The sequence below is a fragment of the Sphingomonas sp. jy18 genome (assembly GCF_056931895.1).
Genome location: NZ_JBXPBT010000002.1, coordinates 122388 through 137871 on the forward strand (window position 1 = coordinate 122388; position 15484 = coordinate 137871).

A 15484-nucleotide genomic window follows, 5' to 3' on the forward strand; every position below is an offset into this window, starting at 1 on the left:
TCCGGATCTTTCCGGCACCGCCCATATTTTTTGAAAGGCTGCTCTCCCATGGCCAACAGCATATCCGCACGCGCGAGCTCCCGGTTGCTTGGTGCCGCAGGATGGCCGCTGCTGCTCGCCCTCTGCCCGGCACCGGCTTCGGCCCAGGAGGCCTCCGATCCGCCCGCCGATGCCCCGCCGATGATGGATCCCGACGGCGTGCCCTTGTCCGACGAGGTGATGGCCGAACTGCCGCCGCTGCCCGATGCGATGGCGATGGACGGGCCCGGTGCGGCGATGGCGACCGACATCATCGTCATCGGTTCACGGCAGCGATCGCGCTTTGTCGCGCCGTCCTCGGGCGCGACGCTGGCTGGCGATGCGCTGCGTCTGCAGGCGCGTGCCACGTTGGGCGATACGCTGGCGCATCTCCCCGGCGTATCCTCGACCAGCTTCGGGCCGGGTGTCTCGCGTCCGGTGCTGCGCGGCTATCAGGGGGAGCGGACGCGGCTGCTGGTCGATGGCATCCAGAGCCTCGACGTTTCCAACACCAGCCCCGACCATGCCGTGGCGATCAACCCGCTGATTGCCGACCGGATCGAGGTGCTGCGCGGGCCTCAGGCGCTGCTCTATGCCTCGGGCACCGTTGGCGGCGTGGTCAATACCGAGATCGGCCGTCTCCCGCGCCGCGCCCCGCGCGATGGCTGGGATGGCGCGCTGTCGGCAGGGTTCGGCAGCGCCGCCTCCGAGCGTACTGGCGGTGCCCGGGTCGATGTCGCAGCCGGGCCGATCATCTTTCACGCCGACGGGCATTTCCTGCGCAGCGACGATCTGCGCATCGGCGGGCCGGTGCTGACCCGCGCCCTGCGCACGCAGGCACTGGCCTCTGCCGATGCCGGCGTCCGCGCCCTGGCAGGCCTTGCCGATCGCCTTCCCAACAGCGCCGCGCGCAGTTGGGACATCGGTGGCGGCGTGACGCTGTTAGAGGGCGGCTCCTCGCTCGGCCTGTCGCTGGCCTATGCCGACAGCTTTTACGGGTTGCCGACCCGCTACTCGCTCGATCCCGCTGCCCCGGTGGACGATACGCTGATCGACCTAGGCCAATTGCGGCTCGACGGGCGCGGCCAGCTCGCCATCGACAGCAAATGGGTGGAAACGCTGCGCGTCCGCTTCGGCTGGGCCGATTACAGCCATGACGAGCAGCAGCCGGACGGGACCGTGCTGTCGACCTTCAGCAACGAAGCGATCGAGGCGCGTGTCGAGGTCGTCTCGGCCCGGCGCGGCATCTGGCGCGTCACCAGCGGTGTCCAATATGGCTGGCGCGACTTTCGCGTGATTGGCGACGCACCGCTGCTGCCGGCCAGCGAGACCGAACAGTTCGCCACTTTCTCCAACCACGAATTCGACTTGCGGCCGCTGCGGATCGAAGTGGGCACCCGCACCGAATATACCGACATCCAGAGCCGCACCGACCGCGCGCTCGGCAATGTGCCGATCCACCGCAGCTTCACCAGCTATTCGGTCGCGGTCGGCGCCAGCTACGTCGTCGCCCCGGCCTGGACGGTGGCGCTCAACGGCCAATATTCGGAGCGCGCGCCGGTCGTCGAGGAATTGCTGACCCAGGGCACGGATCCGGGCACGCAGGGCGTGTTGCTGGGCAACGAGGCGCTCGGCGAGGAGCGGTCCTGGGGTGTCGAAGGCGTCGTTCGCGGTTTCGGTCCGCGCTGGAGCGTGGAGGGCGCGGTCCACTACACCCGCTTTCCCGATTACATCTATGCCGCGCAGACCGGCGCAATCGTCGATGGGCTGCCCGTGTTCCAGTTCACCGCGGCCTCCGCGCGCTACTTCGGGTTCGAACTGAACGCCAAGGCGGATGTCGCGCAGCTTGGCGGGATGACCGTCGGCATTGACGGGCTGATCGATTACAACCGCGCCACGCTCGGCAAAGGCGGCGGTGCGGTGCCGCGCATCCCGCCCTTGCGGCTGCTCGGCGGCATCGGCGCGCGCAACGACCGGTTCGATGCCCGTGCCGAGCTGGAATGGTCGGCGCGACAGGGCCGGGTCGGCGCGTTCGAAACGCCGACCAGCGGCTTTGTCGTCAGCAACGCCTCGCTGAGCTGGCGGCCCTGGGGAGACGAGCGCGACGTTGCCCTGACCGTTTCCGCCAACAATATCTTCGATGTCGTCGCCCGCCGCCACGCCAGCTTCCTCAAGGATTTCGCACCGCTTGCCGGCCGCGACGTACGCATCGCCCTGCGCTGGGCCTGGTAGGGGCTTGCCGAAAGCGTTCCGGGTCGCCAGCCTGCGTGCCGACAGACAGGGGGCGAGCGAATGCATCCATTTTCACTCAACGGCCGCACGGCGCTGATTACCGGCGCGTCCTCGGGGCTCGGTGCCCATTTCGCCCGCTTGTTCGCCAGCGCGGGCGCCCGCGTCGTGATCGGTGCGCGACGGGTCGAGCGGGTTGCCGCGCTTGCCGATGCCCTTGCCGCCGCTGGCCATCAGGCGCTCGCCGTCCCGCTCGATGTCACCGACGAGGCATCGATCGTCGCGGCCTATGATGCGGCCGAGGCGGCCTTCGGCACCGTCGACACGATTGTCGCGAATGCCGGCGCTTCGGCGGCCGGTCGTGCCACCGATGTGCGGGTACCCGAGCTGTCGGCAATGGTCGCCGCCAATTTCACGGGGGCCTATCTGACTGCGCGCGAAGGCGCGAAGCGGCTGATCTCGGCGGGCAGCCGTGACAGCGGCCAGGGCCGCGTCATCCTGATCGGTTCGATCACCGCTGTTCTGACCGGGCAGGGCGATAGTGCCTATGCCGCCACCAAGGCCGGGATCGCGCATCTGGGGCGCAATCTGGCGCGGGAATGGGTGCGCTCAGGCATCAACGTCAACACCATCCAGCCCGGCTACATCCCGACCGAGATTGCCGGCGACTGGTTCGAAACCGCCGGCGGCAAGGCGCAGATTGCCGCCTTCCATCGCCGCCGCATGCAGGACATCGCCAGCCTCGATGCGATGATGCTCTATTTCGCCAGCGACGCCAGCGCGATGACCACCGGCGCGACGATCACGGTCGACGACGGACAGTCGCTTTAGACGCTGTCCCGGTGGGTTGAATCGGGACCGTCGTGCCGAGCTGGTCGAAGGGCGCTTATCGGCGAGGCGTGCTTCGGCAAGCTCAGCACTGCGGTCCATTTAGGCATGGCAGAAATTGGAGCGATGCAGGCTATTCGCGGTCGGTGTTCGCCGGTCCGTCGCTCGGGGCCGCTCCGCCGCGCGCCTGTGCCTTGCGCTTGCGCAGGTTGGCGCGCAGTTGCTCGGCCAGTCGTGCCGCACGATCCGCGTCGTTTCCACCCTGTTTCTTGATGCTCATTGCCGGCAATTAGCGCGCCGGGCATTGTGCGCGCAACCCGCGCTTGACAGGGCAGGGCGCGCCAGCCATAGGCCGCGCCTGCCTGCCGGAGCATAGGCCCGCAGGCCCCGGTTGCTGCTGTAGCTCAGTGGTAGAGCGCGTCATTGGTAATGACGAGGTCGGGAGTTCAATCCTCCCCAGCAGCACCATTTTCCTGGCTTCGATGTCCCCCGTCGCAAGCGCGCGATCAGGCCAGCCATTGCCCGGCAAGCAGCATGGTGACCTTGACGTCGATGGCGCAGCCCTCGGCGCGCCTCGCGGCGATGAAATCGGCGATTCCGTCGATCGGCACCCGGTGCGTCACGATATCCTCGCCGTCCACCCCGCCGCCCGGTCCAACCCGCGTCAATCCGCGCGCGATCATCAGCGTGAAGCTTTCACCCACCATGCCGGGGGAGGAGAAAAACGCGCCTGCATTGCGCCAGTCCGCCGCCGCATAGCCGGTCTCTTCCTCCAGCTCGCGGGCAGCCGCCGGGGCGGCTTCCTCGCCAATGCTATCGTCGCCGACCAGCCCGGCCGGCAGCTCGATGCAGCGGGCATGGATGGGTATGCGATATTGCTCGACCAGCAGCACATGCCGACCGTCCGGCGCATCGTCGATCGCCAGGATGACCGCCGCATGGATGCCGCGCGCGCGATTGACATATTCCCACCGGCCTTCGCGGATGGTGGTGATGAACTTGCCCTGCCAGACGATTTCCGGCTGTTCGCCCTCGGCGCTCACAGCTCGATCAGCCTGTCCGGCATTTCGTTCTGGTCGTCGTGGCTGCGCGGGAAATGCCTTGCGAGCAGCGCACCGGTCAACTCCACCGCCTGGACGATGCCGTCGCCTGCCCGGTCTGCCTTCACCTCGCCGATCAGCACCGTCATCGTCTCCAGCCAGTCTTCCGACGATACCTTGGCGTTGATCGCCGCATCGCCCACGATCTCGGCCCGATGCTCGGCGAGGCTGAGGTAAATGAGCACCCCCGTCGCAGCGCGCGTGCGCGATTCGATGCCGATGCGGAAAGCCTTCAGCGCCGCCTCATGAACCCGCTGCCGCTTGAGCAGACCGGGCGTCAGCGCCAGCCGCAGCGGCATCCACAGCAGTGCCAGCCATACCAGCAGGAACATGGCGATCTGCAGGCCGACGGTCGCCGCCGCCAATACGCCATAGCCATAATCGGCATGCCAGGCACCGCTGGCCGCGATCAGCAACTCGTCAAACCGCGCGCTGTCGAGCGCTACCAGCGCGGGGACCAGAAAGGCGGCTATCGTTGCCAACAGGACCGCCCATTCGGCGTAGCTATCCGACTGGCGGGCGACCATCGTCGAGATTTCGCCGTCGCTCTTGGCTTCCGCTGCCGCCACGGCGGCGCTGATGCGCGCATGGTCTTCTGCTGAAATCAGGATCGTGCGTGCCATCACCAGCCTCCGCTCGCACCGCCGCCGCCGAAGCTGCCGCCGCCGCCTGAGAAGCCGCCGCCTCCCCAGCTCGACCCGCCGCCGCCCCAGCTGGAGCTGCTGCCCCAGTCGGAATCGCCGCCGCCCCAGATGATGACCGGGCCGTGGCGCCCGCGCCGGCGGCGTCCGCCGCCGCGATTGCCGATCACCACCAGAAAGATGAACAGCCCGACGAACACCCAGAAGATGATCATCCCCACCGCCCCGTCACTTACCTCTTCGACGGCCGCCTCGCCAGCGATGCGCTCTGCCTCTTCGGGTGGCAGGGTCAGTTGCTCGGCGATGGCATCGACTCCCGCAGTCACGCCGGCGTCGAAATTGCCGTCCCGGAAATGGGGCGTGATGGTGTTGCGGATGATCTGCGCCGACAGGGCGTCGGTCAGCACCGGCTCCAGCCCGTAGCCGACCGCGATATGCATCCGCCGGTCATTGGGCGCGATCAGCAGCAGCACCCCGTCGTTGCGTTCCTTGTCGCCGATGCCCCATTCGCGCCCCAGCCTGTAGCCATAGTCGGCGACGTCATACCCCTCGAGATCGGGCACGGTCGCCACCACCAATTGCCGTTGGCTCTGCGTTTCCAGCGCCTCCAGCCGCGCGGTAAGCTGCACTTCGGTTTCGGGCGACAGGATGTTCGCCGCGTCGACAACCCGGCCGGACAGGGCAGGGAATGTCTGCGCGACAGCGGGGGCGGTGGCCAGCGTTGCGAGCGCGAACGCCAGCAGCAACCGGCGCAAGGGGAACCACAGCGCAACCATGGCGCCGCTCCTTCCTGTTCGAGTGGCTTATTGCTGACCGAAATTGACTGTCGGCGCGACCTCGGCTCCGGGCGTTACTGCCTGATAGGGCACGAGTGGTTCCGCTCCATGGATCAGGTTGGCACCGATCGAATCCGGGAAAGTGCGGATGGTGGTGTTATAGACGCGTACGGCTTCGTTATAGTCGCGGATAGCGATGCGGACGCGGTTTTCGCTGCCCTCAAGCTGGCTTTGCAGGTCGAGGAATCCCTCCTGGCTGCGCAGCGTGGGGTAGGCCTCCTGCAGACGCTGCAAAGACACCGCCACCGATAGCTGGTTCTGTGCCTCCTGGAACCGCGCCATTGCCTGTGGATCGGTCAACTGATCCTCGCTCAGCGTGATGCGTGTAGCATTTGCACGCGCCTGAGTGATTTCGGTGAGCGTGCCTCGCTCGGCCTGCGCGGCAGCGCCAACTGTCGCCACCAGATTGGGGATCAGATTGGCGCGGCTCTGAAACGCGGCCTGCACGTCGGCCCATTTGGCCTTCGCGGCCTCTTCGGCAGTCGGAACGCTGTTGATGCCGCATCCCGCCAGCGAAACGGCGGCGAGCGGGGTCATCAGGGCAAAGGCAAGGCGGCGGTCGATCACGATTAGGTCCTCCACAAATCCGGCTTCCCGATACGGGCTCAGCCAGAGCGCATTACGCATGTAGGACACCCAAAGGCGCGCTGCAATTGGACATCTGATGCAATCGATGGCAGGACTTTGTGGTTAACCGTTGAGGGGGGATAAAAATGCTTTCTGAATTCAAGGCGTTCATAGCGCGCGGCAATGTGCTCGATCTCGCCGTCGGCGTGATCATCGGCGCGGCCTTCGGCACCATCGTCAAGTCGTTGACCGACGATCTCATAATGCCGGTGGTCGGTGCGCTTTTCGGCGGCGTGGATTTTTCGAACTTCTTCATGCCGCTGGCGGATGTCCCCGCCGGCACTGCAATGACGCTGGAAGCCGTGCGTGCGGCGGGTGTGCCGGTGTTTGCCTATGGCGCGTTCGTTACCACGGTGATCAACTTCCTGATCCTCGCCTTCATCATTTTCCTGATCGTGCGGTACGCCAACAAGGTGTTGAAGAAGCCCGAAGAACCCGCGGCACCTGCCGGCCCGAGCGAGGTCGATCTGCTTACCGAAATCCGCGATGCGCTGAAGTCACGCTGAGCGACTGTCATCGTGGCAGAAGGGCGGTCCACCGGGCCGCCCTTTTCAATGGCGCAACCCACGCCTATATCCATCGGTGCCGGGCAACCGGCTATGACGATAAATCGTGGCGTCCAATAGGCACAGCGGACCCGGGGGCGGTACCCGGCGGCTCCACCATCGCTCCTGATCCATCAGGAATGTTGACGGGGCCGAACTAGGATCGACGTGTGTTGAAAAACGCTTGCTTTCGTCCGGGCTGAGTAACCCGTAAAAGGCTCAAAACCACAAGTGCTAACGATAACGAAGCACTCGCTCTCGCAGCGTAATTCATGGGCCTCGCGGCCCTGAATTAAACTAAGAGAACGCGGTTCGGACCGAACCGGGCAACAGAATCGGAAACCAGCGGTACGGGGAGCACCGGGCAACAGAAGCTCCCCACCTTTCCATTGCCTGCTTCGTCGCCCCGGACTTGACCCCGGGTCGCCTGCGGTCGCGAATGGGCAAGATGGTGCGCGTCAAGGCGCAAAGAGGCCAAGAGGTTTGGCGCATCGGCGAAACCGCTCTTTCATTCCAAGGCGCAAGGCTCCGGCGCGCTTGGAGAAACTGCTTCGCGGCCAAGGGCTGCCCACTTGGCTCCTTGGCGTCTTGGCGGGATCCCTCTTTCAACGGTTGCGCCACCACGACAACTATGGTCCCCTGCTTTCAAGAAACAGGGAGAGAGCCATGACCGAGCAGCTGATGACTGCCCTCGAAACCGCGCGCGCGATTGCTGAAGGGCGCACCACCGCCGTTGCCGAATGCGAAGCGGCCATCGCCCGTATCGAGGCGCGCAATCCCGCGCTCAACGCAGTCATCGTCAAGACCTACGAACGCGCCCGCGCGGATGCCGCCGCTGCGGATGCCCGCATTGCTGCCGGGGAGCAGGCCCCGCTGCTCGGGGTGCCGATGACCATCAAGGAAAGCTTCGAGCTTGCCGAAACGCCAGCCACATGGGGTTTCGTCCAGCATGCCGGCAATGTCGCCAAGGTCGACGGGTCGACCGTGCGTCGTCTGCGTGCCGCCGGCGCGGTCATCCTAGGCAAGACCAATGTTCCGGTGGCGCTTGCAGACCTGCAATCGGTCAATCCGGTCTATGGCCGCACGGTCAATCCGCATGATCCGGCCCGCACCTGCGGCGGTTCGTCCGGCGGGTCGGCGACGGCGCTCGCCAGCGGCATGGTGCCGCTCGAAATCGGCACCGACATCGGCGGATCGATCCGCACGCCCGCGCACTTCTGCGGCGTGTTCGGTCACAAGAGCAGCTACGGAGTGATCCCGCTCGACGGCCATCGTTTCCCCGGCACCGATGGCGCGGACCGGCCGCTCTCGGTCGCCGGGCCGCTTGCCCGCAGCGCGGCGGACCTCGCTGCTGCGCTCGACGTCGTCGCGGCTGAATCTTTGCCCAGGGCCAGCTTCGCCAGCCTTGACGGTGTGCGTCTGCTGGTTATCACATCACACCCGCGCGCCGAGGTGATGGCAGAGATTGCGGCCGGTATCGATGCGCTGGCGGCCAAGGCCGAAGCTGCCGGCGCCCACGTCTCGCGCAGCTCTGATCTGTTGCCCGATCTTGGCGAGCTTACGGATCATTACATGCGCATGCTCAACATGATCGTCACCAACGGCGCGCCGGCACCCGACGGGCGCGTGCCCACCGTGGTCGACTGGTTTGCCGAATGCGACGCGCAGGCGCGCGTCCAGCGCCAGATGGCCCGCCTTTTCGAGCAGTTCGATGCGATCATCATGCCGGTGCATGGCACCACCGCCTTCCCGCACGACGACACGCCCGATCTGCGGGCGCGCAGCCTGACCATCGATGGCAAGCAGACTCGCTACGCAGCGCAATTCGCTTGGATCGGTCTTGCCACCTTCGCCGGCTTGCCCTCGACTTCGACGCCGCTCGGCAGGGCGTCGGACGGCCTGCCCTACAATTGTCAGGTCATCGCCGCCAATCGCCGTGACCATGACGCGATTGCGCTGTCCGGCCTGCTGGCGGCGCTGGCAAGGGATTAGCGGGCCACGATCAACCGATAGCCCAGATCGCACGCGTCGACGCGTCGCAACGCGCCGTAGCGCTGTTCCCACGCCCCGCTCGCGAGATCGTCCTCCAGCCTGGCGAGCGATGCGGAGACGTCCCCCAGTGCGTGGAACGAGGACATGGCAGCACGGACCCGGGCATCGAGATAGGCCGCCGGCCGCCGCCAATAGGCGCAGAGGAAGCCGTCGGTGCAATCGTGCGGAATGGGCACGGGGATGATGTCCACAGGCCCCAACGCTTCCGAATAGGCGGTCATCGGCGGCATCTGCGCCTCATCAAGCGCAATGAGTTGGGGAAGATAGTCGGCCAACCAGAACCCGCGAAACGATGCATCATAGGTCAGGATGACCACTCGCCCCCGCGACACCCTGCGCAGCTCGGCCAGCCCGCGCGGCTGATCGGTCCAATGGTGCACGGTCAGAACAGCCATCGCCGCGTCGAAACTGGCATCGGCAAACGGCAGATCTTCGGCACAACCCTGCACGACCGGAGCGGACCTCGGCGGGCGCTGCGCGATCATCGCCGTCGACGGCTCAAGCGCGGTCAATTGTCGCCCGACCGGTTCATAGGAACCGGCCCCAGCGCCCACGTTGAGCACCGTCACCGCATCGCCCAGCGCTGCATCGATCATGGCGGCAATGCGGGCGTCGGGCCGGCGCAGCGTCGCATAATCGATGCCGATGCTGTCATATTTCGCCTGCATCCTGCCGCTCCTTCCTGTTTCGGTTGTTTGCGCTTGTCCTGGCCGGTCAACGCAGTGCCAGCAACCGGTGCTTGTCGAACGGTCGTGCTTGCGCCATGCCGCAGTCGAGGCAAAGCGGGGGCAGGTCAATGCTACAACAGGTCCGGCATGGCCGTGTCGATCGGGACGGGAGACCGGGCGGGAAGCTGGATGCCGAGCGCTTGCTTCCCCTGGCCTTGCTGGTGGTTGCCTGGGCCTATTTTGCATGGCGCATTCATGCTAGCATTGCCGCCGGTATCGTCGATAACTCCGTTCTCGGCGCGGATGCGGCGGAGATATTGCGCGCGCTGCAGGCCGGTCGCTACCACGGGCTCAGCCTGACCAAGCATCCTCTCGCCGTCGTCTGGGCGGCATTCACCATCGCGCCGATGCGTCTGGCCGGGGTCGACACGTCGCTCGCGGCCAGCCTGTCCTTCGGCCTCGCGGGAGCGATGGTGCCGACCTTGACCTTCCTGCTCGCCCGGCTGTGGCACGCGCCGCGCGTGGCTTCGCTGGCGGCGGCACTGTTGGCGACGACCACATTTTCAGCGCTGACGGTGCTCTCCATCGTCGAAAGTTACGCCGTCACATTGTCGGCTATGCCCGCAGCGCTGATCGCGATGACATGGATTGCGCGCCATCTGCCGGATGGCTGGTTCGCAGGCATCGCCGCCGGTGTGTGCGCGGCGATCGCAGCCTGGGCCAATCTGCCGCTGGCTGCGCTGGTCCTCGCTTATCCGGCGCTGCGTCTGGTGGAGGGCAGGGGTATTGCCAGCCTGATGCGCAGCGGCATGGTGCCGTTCGCGGTCGCCGGTGCAGGCGCGATTGCCCCTACCATTGCGCTCGGGCTGCTCATTGGCTTCGGTCAGCAGCAATCGACGATCAGCCAGTGGACCAGCCTCTCTCACTTTACCGATGCCACCATCCTGGCGGACTATGCAGTGAGTGTCTTCGCCCTCGGTGCCGTGGCGCCGGACATGGCAGTGCAATGCCGCTATCCGGCGGAGGCGCTCGCCGCGCTGCTCGCCGATCCGCTGCGACTGGCGGCGTTTGCCGGGATATGGATGCTGGTCGCGGGCGGCGTGATCGGCGCGGTGCGTAGTCCCTCGGCGCGCCCGCTGGCGATCGGCCTGATCGCCATTGTCGCCACGATGCTGCTGTTTTTCCTGTGGTTCGCGCCATTCGCCGCCCTGTTGTTCGCCGGGCAATGGTGGTTTTTGCTGGTACTGCTGGCGCTGCCGCTACTGGCGGCATCCCGGATTGCGGCGGCCGCCGGTCTGGTGGTCGCGGCGCTGTGCCTCACCGTCAACGCGCCGGTGCTTGCCAACAGCCCGATCGATGATTTTGCTGCCTCCTGCCCGCAAGAGATGCAGGTCAACGGCGGCATCTAGAGGCGCCTGGGATTTAGCTGTCGAAGCCTATGGTCTCGCGCTCCACGACCATGGCCCCGCCACGCAGGTTGCGGTGGATGGCGGTGACATATTCGCCGAGCACCCCCAGGAAGATCAATTGCAGGCCCGACAGGAAGAATAGCGATACGATCAGCGTCAGCGTGCCGCGCGGAGCGCCGGAGAAGCCGAATGCCCATGCGCCGATCACGCCCAGCGCGTAGACGATGCACAGGGCGGCCATGACAATGCCGACAATCGAGCAGAAACGCATCGGTGCGGTAGTGAAGCTGAAAATGCCGTTGACCGCCTGATCGACCAGCATGAACAGGTTGAGGCGCGACTTGCCCCGCTCGCGCTTCGCCCAATTATAGTCAACGATGACGCGGCGGAACCCGACCGAGGCGATCATGCCGCGCAGGAACGGGTAGTTGTCGCGATACTGCAGCACGGCGTCGGCGACCTTGCGGTCGATAAGCTGGAATTCGCCGACCTTCTCTGGGATCTCGAAGTCCGCCAGCCGGTTGGCGATGCGGTAGAACAGCGATCGCGTCTTGGCCATCAGCCACGCTTCCTCGCGTGTCTTGCGTGCGCCGGCGACAATCTCGTATCCGCTTTCCCACAGCCGGACGAATTCGGGCACCAGGCTCGGCGGGTCCTGCAGATCGCAGGGCAGGAAGGTGATCACTGCATCGCCGCTCGACCGGCGCAGTGCGTTGAACATCGACCGGAAGGGGCCGAAATTGCGGGCGTTGAGGATGACCTTGACGCGCGGGTCGCTGGCGGCGAGGTCACGCAGCATTTGCGGCGTGGTGTCGCTCGATCCATTGTCGGCGAAGATGTGCTCATACTCGTAGCCGGGCAGTTCGGCTGCAAACATGTCGCGCACCGCGGCATGGCAATGCAGCAGGTTCGCTTCCTCGTTGAGGACCGGCGTGACGATGGAGATGGTCTTGGTCATGCCTCGCCCTTATCGCGAAAAACGAACCAGCGCAGCAGCGCGAATGACAGAATTACCGTTGGCGGCAGGCACAGCGCCTGGGCGACGAGCGTATCGACGCCCCATTGCTCGAGCCCCTTGAGCATGGCCAGATTGGCCCCATAGCTCAGGCAGTAGGCGAGGATGAAGCGAGGCAGCAAGGCCGCGCCCTGATTGGCGAACACCAGCTTGCCGGTGGTGAAATAGTTGAAGATCACGCCGGCCACCGTCGCCAGGGCCAGCGCCGCGGCACTGTCCAGCCGGGCGAGCACCAGCGCGGCGAACACGCCATATCCAAACAGCGTGTTGATCACCCCGACGACCAAGAAGCGCGCGAAACGCCGCAGCTCCGGGTGACGCAACAGCTCAACCATGCGCCACAGCCTCCAGCGCGGCCCAGTGCCGGGTCACCGCCGCATGAAAGGCGGGGGGCTGGAACGCCGGATCCTCTGCCACCCGCTGATGGAATGCCGCGAGCATCGGCAAACGCGGATCGGGTGACCCCGCGGCTGGTATCGGGCCGAAGGGGGTTGCCATATCGGTCACCGCAATGGTGTCGATCCGGACGCCGAATTGCGCTTCAGCGCCAAGCGAAAAGCGCATGCGCAACTTGGGGCTCTGTTCGCTTGCAGCAACGCTCAGGGCGCAGACTGCAACAGCGCCGCTGGCATCGTGCGCCACCTCCAATGTCGGCTGGTGCCCAGGCATCAGCGCCTCTGCAAGTGCCAGGCAATGAATGTAGTAGAAGGCGATGGCACCACCACCCGCGTCCGCCTCCCGCTTCCAGCCGCGCACCATAGGCGATTGGCGGTGCGCCCAGTCTATGTCGACCGACTTGCTCTGCGCGAGTGCCCCGGCCGCGTCGTTCGCCCAATCGCATTCTGCGAACAGATAGGGCACCGCCCAGCGGCGGCCTGCGGCAGCCAGCTCAGCTTCGAGCGCCGCAGCGGCGGCCGGGGATTCGGCGACCGGCTTTTCGATGATCAGCGTGCCGCCAACGCCCTCTGCGGCCAGTTGCCGCGCCAACGCAGCATTTTGTGCTGGTGTTTGCGCCAAGACCACGGCCTCTGCATCGCGTGCCGCCGTCATGACGTCATCGACCCAGCGTATGCGGGGCGTTAGGTCCGCAAGTTCGGGACGCGCCTCGGCTTGCGCGCGATAGCGGCCGAGCGTCGCCACATCCCTCCCGCTTCCCGCCAGCGCGGCGACATGGCCGTAGAGGCCGAACCCGCCGCCGACGACCAGGATCATGCGTCTTTGGGCACTTCGAACAATGGCACGATCTGGCCCGTATAGCCCTTGCCGCGCATGTAGCGCTCGATTTCGGCCTGGATATGCCAGGCGAAGTTGACCAGCACCGGCGCGTCCATCCGGTTTTCGAAAAATTCCGCTTCGTCGCGGATTTCGATGCGGGTGCCCGGCACATAATGGCCGATCTTCGGGGAAGCGGAACGCTCATAGGCGGCGTCGATGAGCGTCTCGTCGATGCCGAAGCAGTGAATCAGGATCGCGGTGCGCCCGGGGAAGGCCTTGGCGGGCAGGCGGCCGTGCTCGGCGACCAGCGCCGTCAACCTGGCCTTGATCGCGGCGCTCTCGCGCTCGATCATCGGGGCCATTGCCGCGATCGCATCCAGAAATCCGCTTTCGTCACGCTCTATGCCGCTAGTTGCGGCGCCATTGCCGATCACCACGCGGATATTGCCGTTGTAGCGCGGCGGGAACTCGACGCTCTCGATATGGCGGCCGAGCTTCTTGGCAATGTATTCGAACGAGCGGAAGGAATAGGTCCGCGGATGCTCGTGGTAGAAAGTGTCGAACTGGGCCCGGTCGACCACCGCGCCGAGATAATGGTTCTCGATCACCAGCCGGGTCTCGGGACCGAGCAGGCGCTTCAGTTGTGCGATGAGGCCGTTCAGATCCTCGATATGCGCGAAAACGTTGGTGAAGGTGACGACATCGGGCTGCGCATGGCTGGCCAGATAGGCGTCGACCGCTGCTGCATCGAAGAAGCCGTGGTGCACCCAATCCAGCTTGGGCCGCGCATCCTCGACCGCACCGGTCGGCTCGATGCCCGCGGTCCTGGCGCCGTGGCGCTTGAAGGTGGCGAGCAGGCTGCCGTCGTTGCAGCCGATGTCGAGCACCTGCTTGCCGGCAAGGCCGCCGACGAGGCCGTCGACCATCTCCACCAGCTCGGCCATGCCGTCGAGCACGTCCTGCGTCATCGCCGCGCGATAATGGTAGGTCTGCGGGAACAGCACCGCCTTTTCGACCTGCACCGCCTGATGCACGGTGATGCAGTGCGGGCAGCCGACGAGGCGCAGCGGATAGTTGGCCGGATAGGCCGGGTTGCCGACGGGCACCAGATCGTCGCACATCGGCTGGTCGCCCAGATCGAGCAGCGGCACCAGATCGGTGGAATCGCACACTTCGCACGTCGTGATGGTGCGAATATCGATGGTCATGCGGGAGATGCTCCATAGGGGTCGGCCGATTGGAAGGCGGCGATTTGCTGACGGGTGAGGGCGATCGGGTCGGTGCCGGCGGCGTGCTGTGCATACCAGGCGGCGGTGTGGGCGATGGCGTCGGTGAAGCCCCAGCGCGGCTTCCAGCCCAGGCTGGCCATGGCGCGCGAGCAGTCAAGCTTGAGATAATGGGCTTCGTGCGGGCGGTCGGCGGGGGCGTCGATGACGATCCGGCCGCGGCCGAAGGCGGCGATCATGGCCTGTGCGACGTCGATGACGGGGCGGGCGTCGTCGCCGACGGGGCCGAAGTTGAAGGCGGCATCCTGAAGCTCCTGACCTATGTCGAGCCTCTGGGCGAGGGCGAGGTAGGCGGCGACGGGTTCGAGGACGTGCTGCCAGGGGCGGATGGCGCCGGGGTTGCGCAACGTTACGGCTCCGTCACGACCGGCCACCGCGCGGGCGATGTCGGGGACGAGGCGGTCGGCCGACCAGTCGCCGCCGCCGATGACATTGCCGGCGCGGACGCTGGCGATGCGTGCGGGGTGGCCGCCGGGCCTGGCGGGGGCGAAATAGCTGCGGCGCATCGAGGCGACGACCAGTTCCGCCGCGCCCTTGGAGGCGCTGTAGGGATCATGCCCGCCCATCGGGTCACTTTCCCGATAGCCCCATTCCCATTCGCGATTTTCGTAGCATTTGTCGCTGGTTACGGCGACAACCGCACGTACGCTGTCAACCCGCCGCACCGCGTCGAGCAGCGCCGCCGTGCCGGTGACATTGGTGGCAAAGGTACCGACCGGATCGTCGAACGAGGCACGCACGATGGCCTGCGCGGCGAGGTGGAACACCACCTCCGGCTGCGCGGCCTCGACCGCCGCCGCCAGCGCTGCTGCATCGCGGATGTCGGCAAAATGACCGCGGGCCAGACCGAGCAGGTCGAACAGGGCCGGTTCGCCCTGCGGCGGCAGCGCATAGCCGGTGACTTCGGCGCCCATTTCGGCGAGCCAGAAGGCCAGCCACGCACCCTTGAAGCCGGTATGCCCGGTCAGGAACACGCGGCGGCCGCGCCAATAATCGGAATCGACCCTCAGCATCG

The 15484-nt window shown here is 66.1% G+C and carries 16 protein-coding genes, 1 tRNA gene and 1 other RNA gene; 7 read left to right on the forward strand and 11 right to left on the reverse strand.

Features of this window, described 5'->3' with window-relative positions; all coding sequences use genetic code 11:
- Positions 1 to 48 precede the first annotated feature (48 nt).
- Together AC0QC4_RS05725 and AC0QC4_RS05730 are read left to right on the forward strand one after the other, a co-directional pair.
- Complete coding sequence (locus AC0QC4_RS05725) at positions 49 to 2250, forward strand: TonB-dependent receptor (RefSeq protein ID WP_483658776.1); 2202 nt, start codon at positions 49 to 51, stop codon at positions 2248 to 2250.
- A gap of 60 nt (positions 2251 to 2310) precedes the next feature.
- A complete protein-coding gene (locus AC0QC4_RS05730; protein WP_483658777.1) occupies positions 2311 to 3078 on the forward strand; it encodes an SDR family NAD(P)-dependent oxidoreductase in 768 nt (255 codons plus the stop codon).
- A 130-nt stretch (positions 3079 to 3208) separates the two neighbouring features.
- Here the strand turns inward: AC0QC4_RS05730 and AC0QC4_RS05735 are convergent, their stop codons facing one another.
- The gene (locus AC0QC4_RS05735; protein ID WP_483658778.1) at positions 3209 to 3355 is read right to left on the reverse strand and encodes a hypothetical protein; all 147 of its coding nucleotides are present in this window, start codon (positions 3353 to 3355) and stop codon (positions 3209 to 3211) included.
- Between the two features lie 113 nt (positions 3356 to 3468).
- Between AC0QC4_RS05735 and AC0QC4_RS05740 the strand changes: the two genes are divergently transcribed.
- Positions 3469 to 3543 (forward strand) — tRNA-Thr (locus AC0QC4_RS05740).
- 38 nt (positions 3544 to 3581) lie between these two features.
- Here the strand turns inward: AC0QC4_RS05740 and AC0QC4_RS05745 are convergent.
- Genes AC0QC4_RS05745 through AC0QC4_RS05760 form a run of 4 tightly spaced genes read right to left on the reverse strand, consistent with a single transcriptional unit; the run spans position 3582 to position 6222 of the window.
- Positions 3582 to 4118, reverse strand: coding sequence for an NUDIX hydrolase (locus tag AC0QC4_RS05745; protein ID WP_483658779.1), 537 nt, complete (start codon positions 4116 to 4118; stop codon positions 3582 to 3584).
- Entirely contained in the window at positions 4115 to 4798 is a 684-nt protein-coding gene (locus tag AC0QC4_RS05750) for a TPM domain-containing protein (RefSeq protein ID WP_483658780.1), read from the reverse strand. Before AC0QC4_RS05750 ends, AC0QC4_RS05745 begins: the two co-directional genes overlap by 4 nt.
- Positions 4798 to 5592 carry a TPM domain-containing protein gene (locus AC0QC4_RS05755; protein ID WP_483658781.1) on the reverse strand — a complete coding sequence of 265 codons (795 nt, stop codon included), beginning with the start codon at positions 5590 to 5592 and terminating at the stop codon, positions 4798 to 4800. Before AC0QC4_RS05755 ends, AC0QC4_RS05750 begins: the two co-directional genes overlap by 1 nt.
- A gap of 27 nt (positions 5593 to 5619) precedes the next feature.
- Positions 5620 to 6222 carry a LemA family protein gene (locus AC0QC4_RS05760; RefSeq protein ID WP_483659332.1) on the reverse strand — a complete coding sequence of 201 codons (603 nt, stop codon included), beginning with the start codon at positions 6220 to 6222 and terminating at the stop codon, positions 5620 to 5622.
- A 143-nt stretch (positions 6223 to 6365) separates the two neighbouring features.
- On the opposite strand from AC0QC4_RS05760, the gene mscL reads away from it, so the two are divergent.
- The 3 genes from mscL (at position 6366) to AC0QC4_RS05775 (ending at position 8816) form a co-directional block, all read left to right on the forward strand.
- Positions 6366 to 6785, forward strand: coding sequence for a large conductance mechanosensitive channel protein MscL (gene mscL, locus AC0QC4_RS05765; RefSeq protein WP_483658782.1), 420 nt, complete (start codon positions 6366 to 6368; stop codon positions 6783 to 6785).
- A 38-nt stretch (positions 6786 to 6823) separates the two neighbouring features.
- Positions 6824 to 7168, forward strand: a transfer-messenger RNA (tmRNA) gene (gene ssrA, locus AC0QC4_RS05770).
- 322 nt (positions 7169 to 7490) lie between these two features.
- A complete protein-coding gene (locus AC0QC4_RS05775) occupies positions 7491 to 8816 on the forward strand; it encodes an amidase family protein (protein WP_483658783.1) in 1326 nt (441 codons plus the stop codon).
- Here the strand turns inward: AC0QC4_RS05775 and AC0QC4_RS05780 are convergent.
- Complete coding sequence (locus AC0QC4_RS05780) at positions 8813 to 9544, reverse strand: class I SAM-dependent methyltransferase (RefSeq protein ID WP_483658784.1); 732 nt, start codon at positions 9542 to 9544, stop codon at positions 8813 to 8815. The genes AC0QC4_RS05775 and AC0QC4_RS05780 overlap by 4 nt on opposite strands.
- A 128-nt stretch (positions 9545 to 9672) precedes the next feature.
- Here AC0QC4_RS05780 and AC0QC4_RS05785 point away from each other — a divergent pair, with 128 nt between their 5' ends.
- Complete coding sequence (locus tag AC0QC4_RS05785; protein WP_483658785.1) at positions 9673 to 10953, forward strand: hypothetical protein; 1281 nt, start codon at positions 9673 to 9675, stop codon at positions 10951 to 10953.
- A gap of 13 nt (positions 10954 to 10966) precedes the next feature.
- Here AC0QC4_RS05785 and AC0QC4_RS05790 read toward each other — a convergent pair whose 3' ends face one another.
- From AC0QC4_RS05790 to rfbG, 5 genes are read right to left on the reverse strand one after another with little or no spacing between them, the layout of a single operon-like run.
- Complete coding sequence (locus tag AC0QC4_RS05790) at positions 10967 to 11911, reverse strand: glycosyltransferase family 2 protein (RefSeq protein WP_483658786.1); 945 nt, start codon at positions 11909 to 11911, stop codon at positions 10967 to 10969.
- Positions 11908 to 12303 carry a GtrA family protein gene (locus tag AC0QC4_RS05795; RefSeq protein WP_483658787.1) on the reverse strand — a complete coding sequence of 132 codons (396 nt, stop codon included), beginning with the start codon at positions 12301 to 12303 and terminating at the stop codon, positions 11908 to 11910. Before AC0QC4_RS05795 ends, AC0QC4_RS05790 begins: the two co-directional genes overlap by 4 nt.
- Entirely contained in the window at positions 12296 to 13180 is an 885-nt protein-coding gene (locus tag AC0QC4_RS05800; RefSeq protein WP_483658788.1) for a Gfo/Idh/MocA family oxidoreductase, read from the reverse strand. The genes AC0QC4_RS05795 and AC0QC4_RS05800 overlap by 8 nt, the downstream gene beginning before the upstream one ends.
- Entirely contained in the window at positions 13177 to 14391 is a 1215-nt protein-coding gene (locus AC0QC4_RS05805) for a methyltransferase domain-containing protein (protein ID WP_483658789.1), read from the reverse strand. Before AC0QC4_RS05805 ends, AC0QC4_RS05800 begins: the two co-directional genes overlap by 4 nt.
- A complete protein-coding gene (gene rfbG / locus AC0QC4_RS05810) occupies positions 14388 to 15482 on the reverse strand; it encodes a CDP-glucose 4,6-dehydratase (protein ID WP_483658790.1) in 1095 nt (364 codons plus the stop codon). Before rfbG ends, AC0QC4_RS05805 begins: the two co-directional genes overlap by 4 nt.
- Between the last annotated feature and the right edge of the window lie 2 nt (positions 15483 to 15484).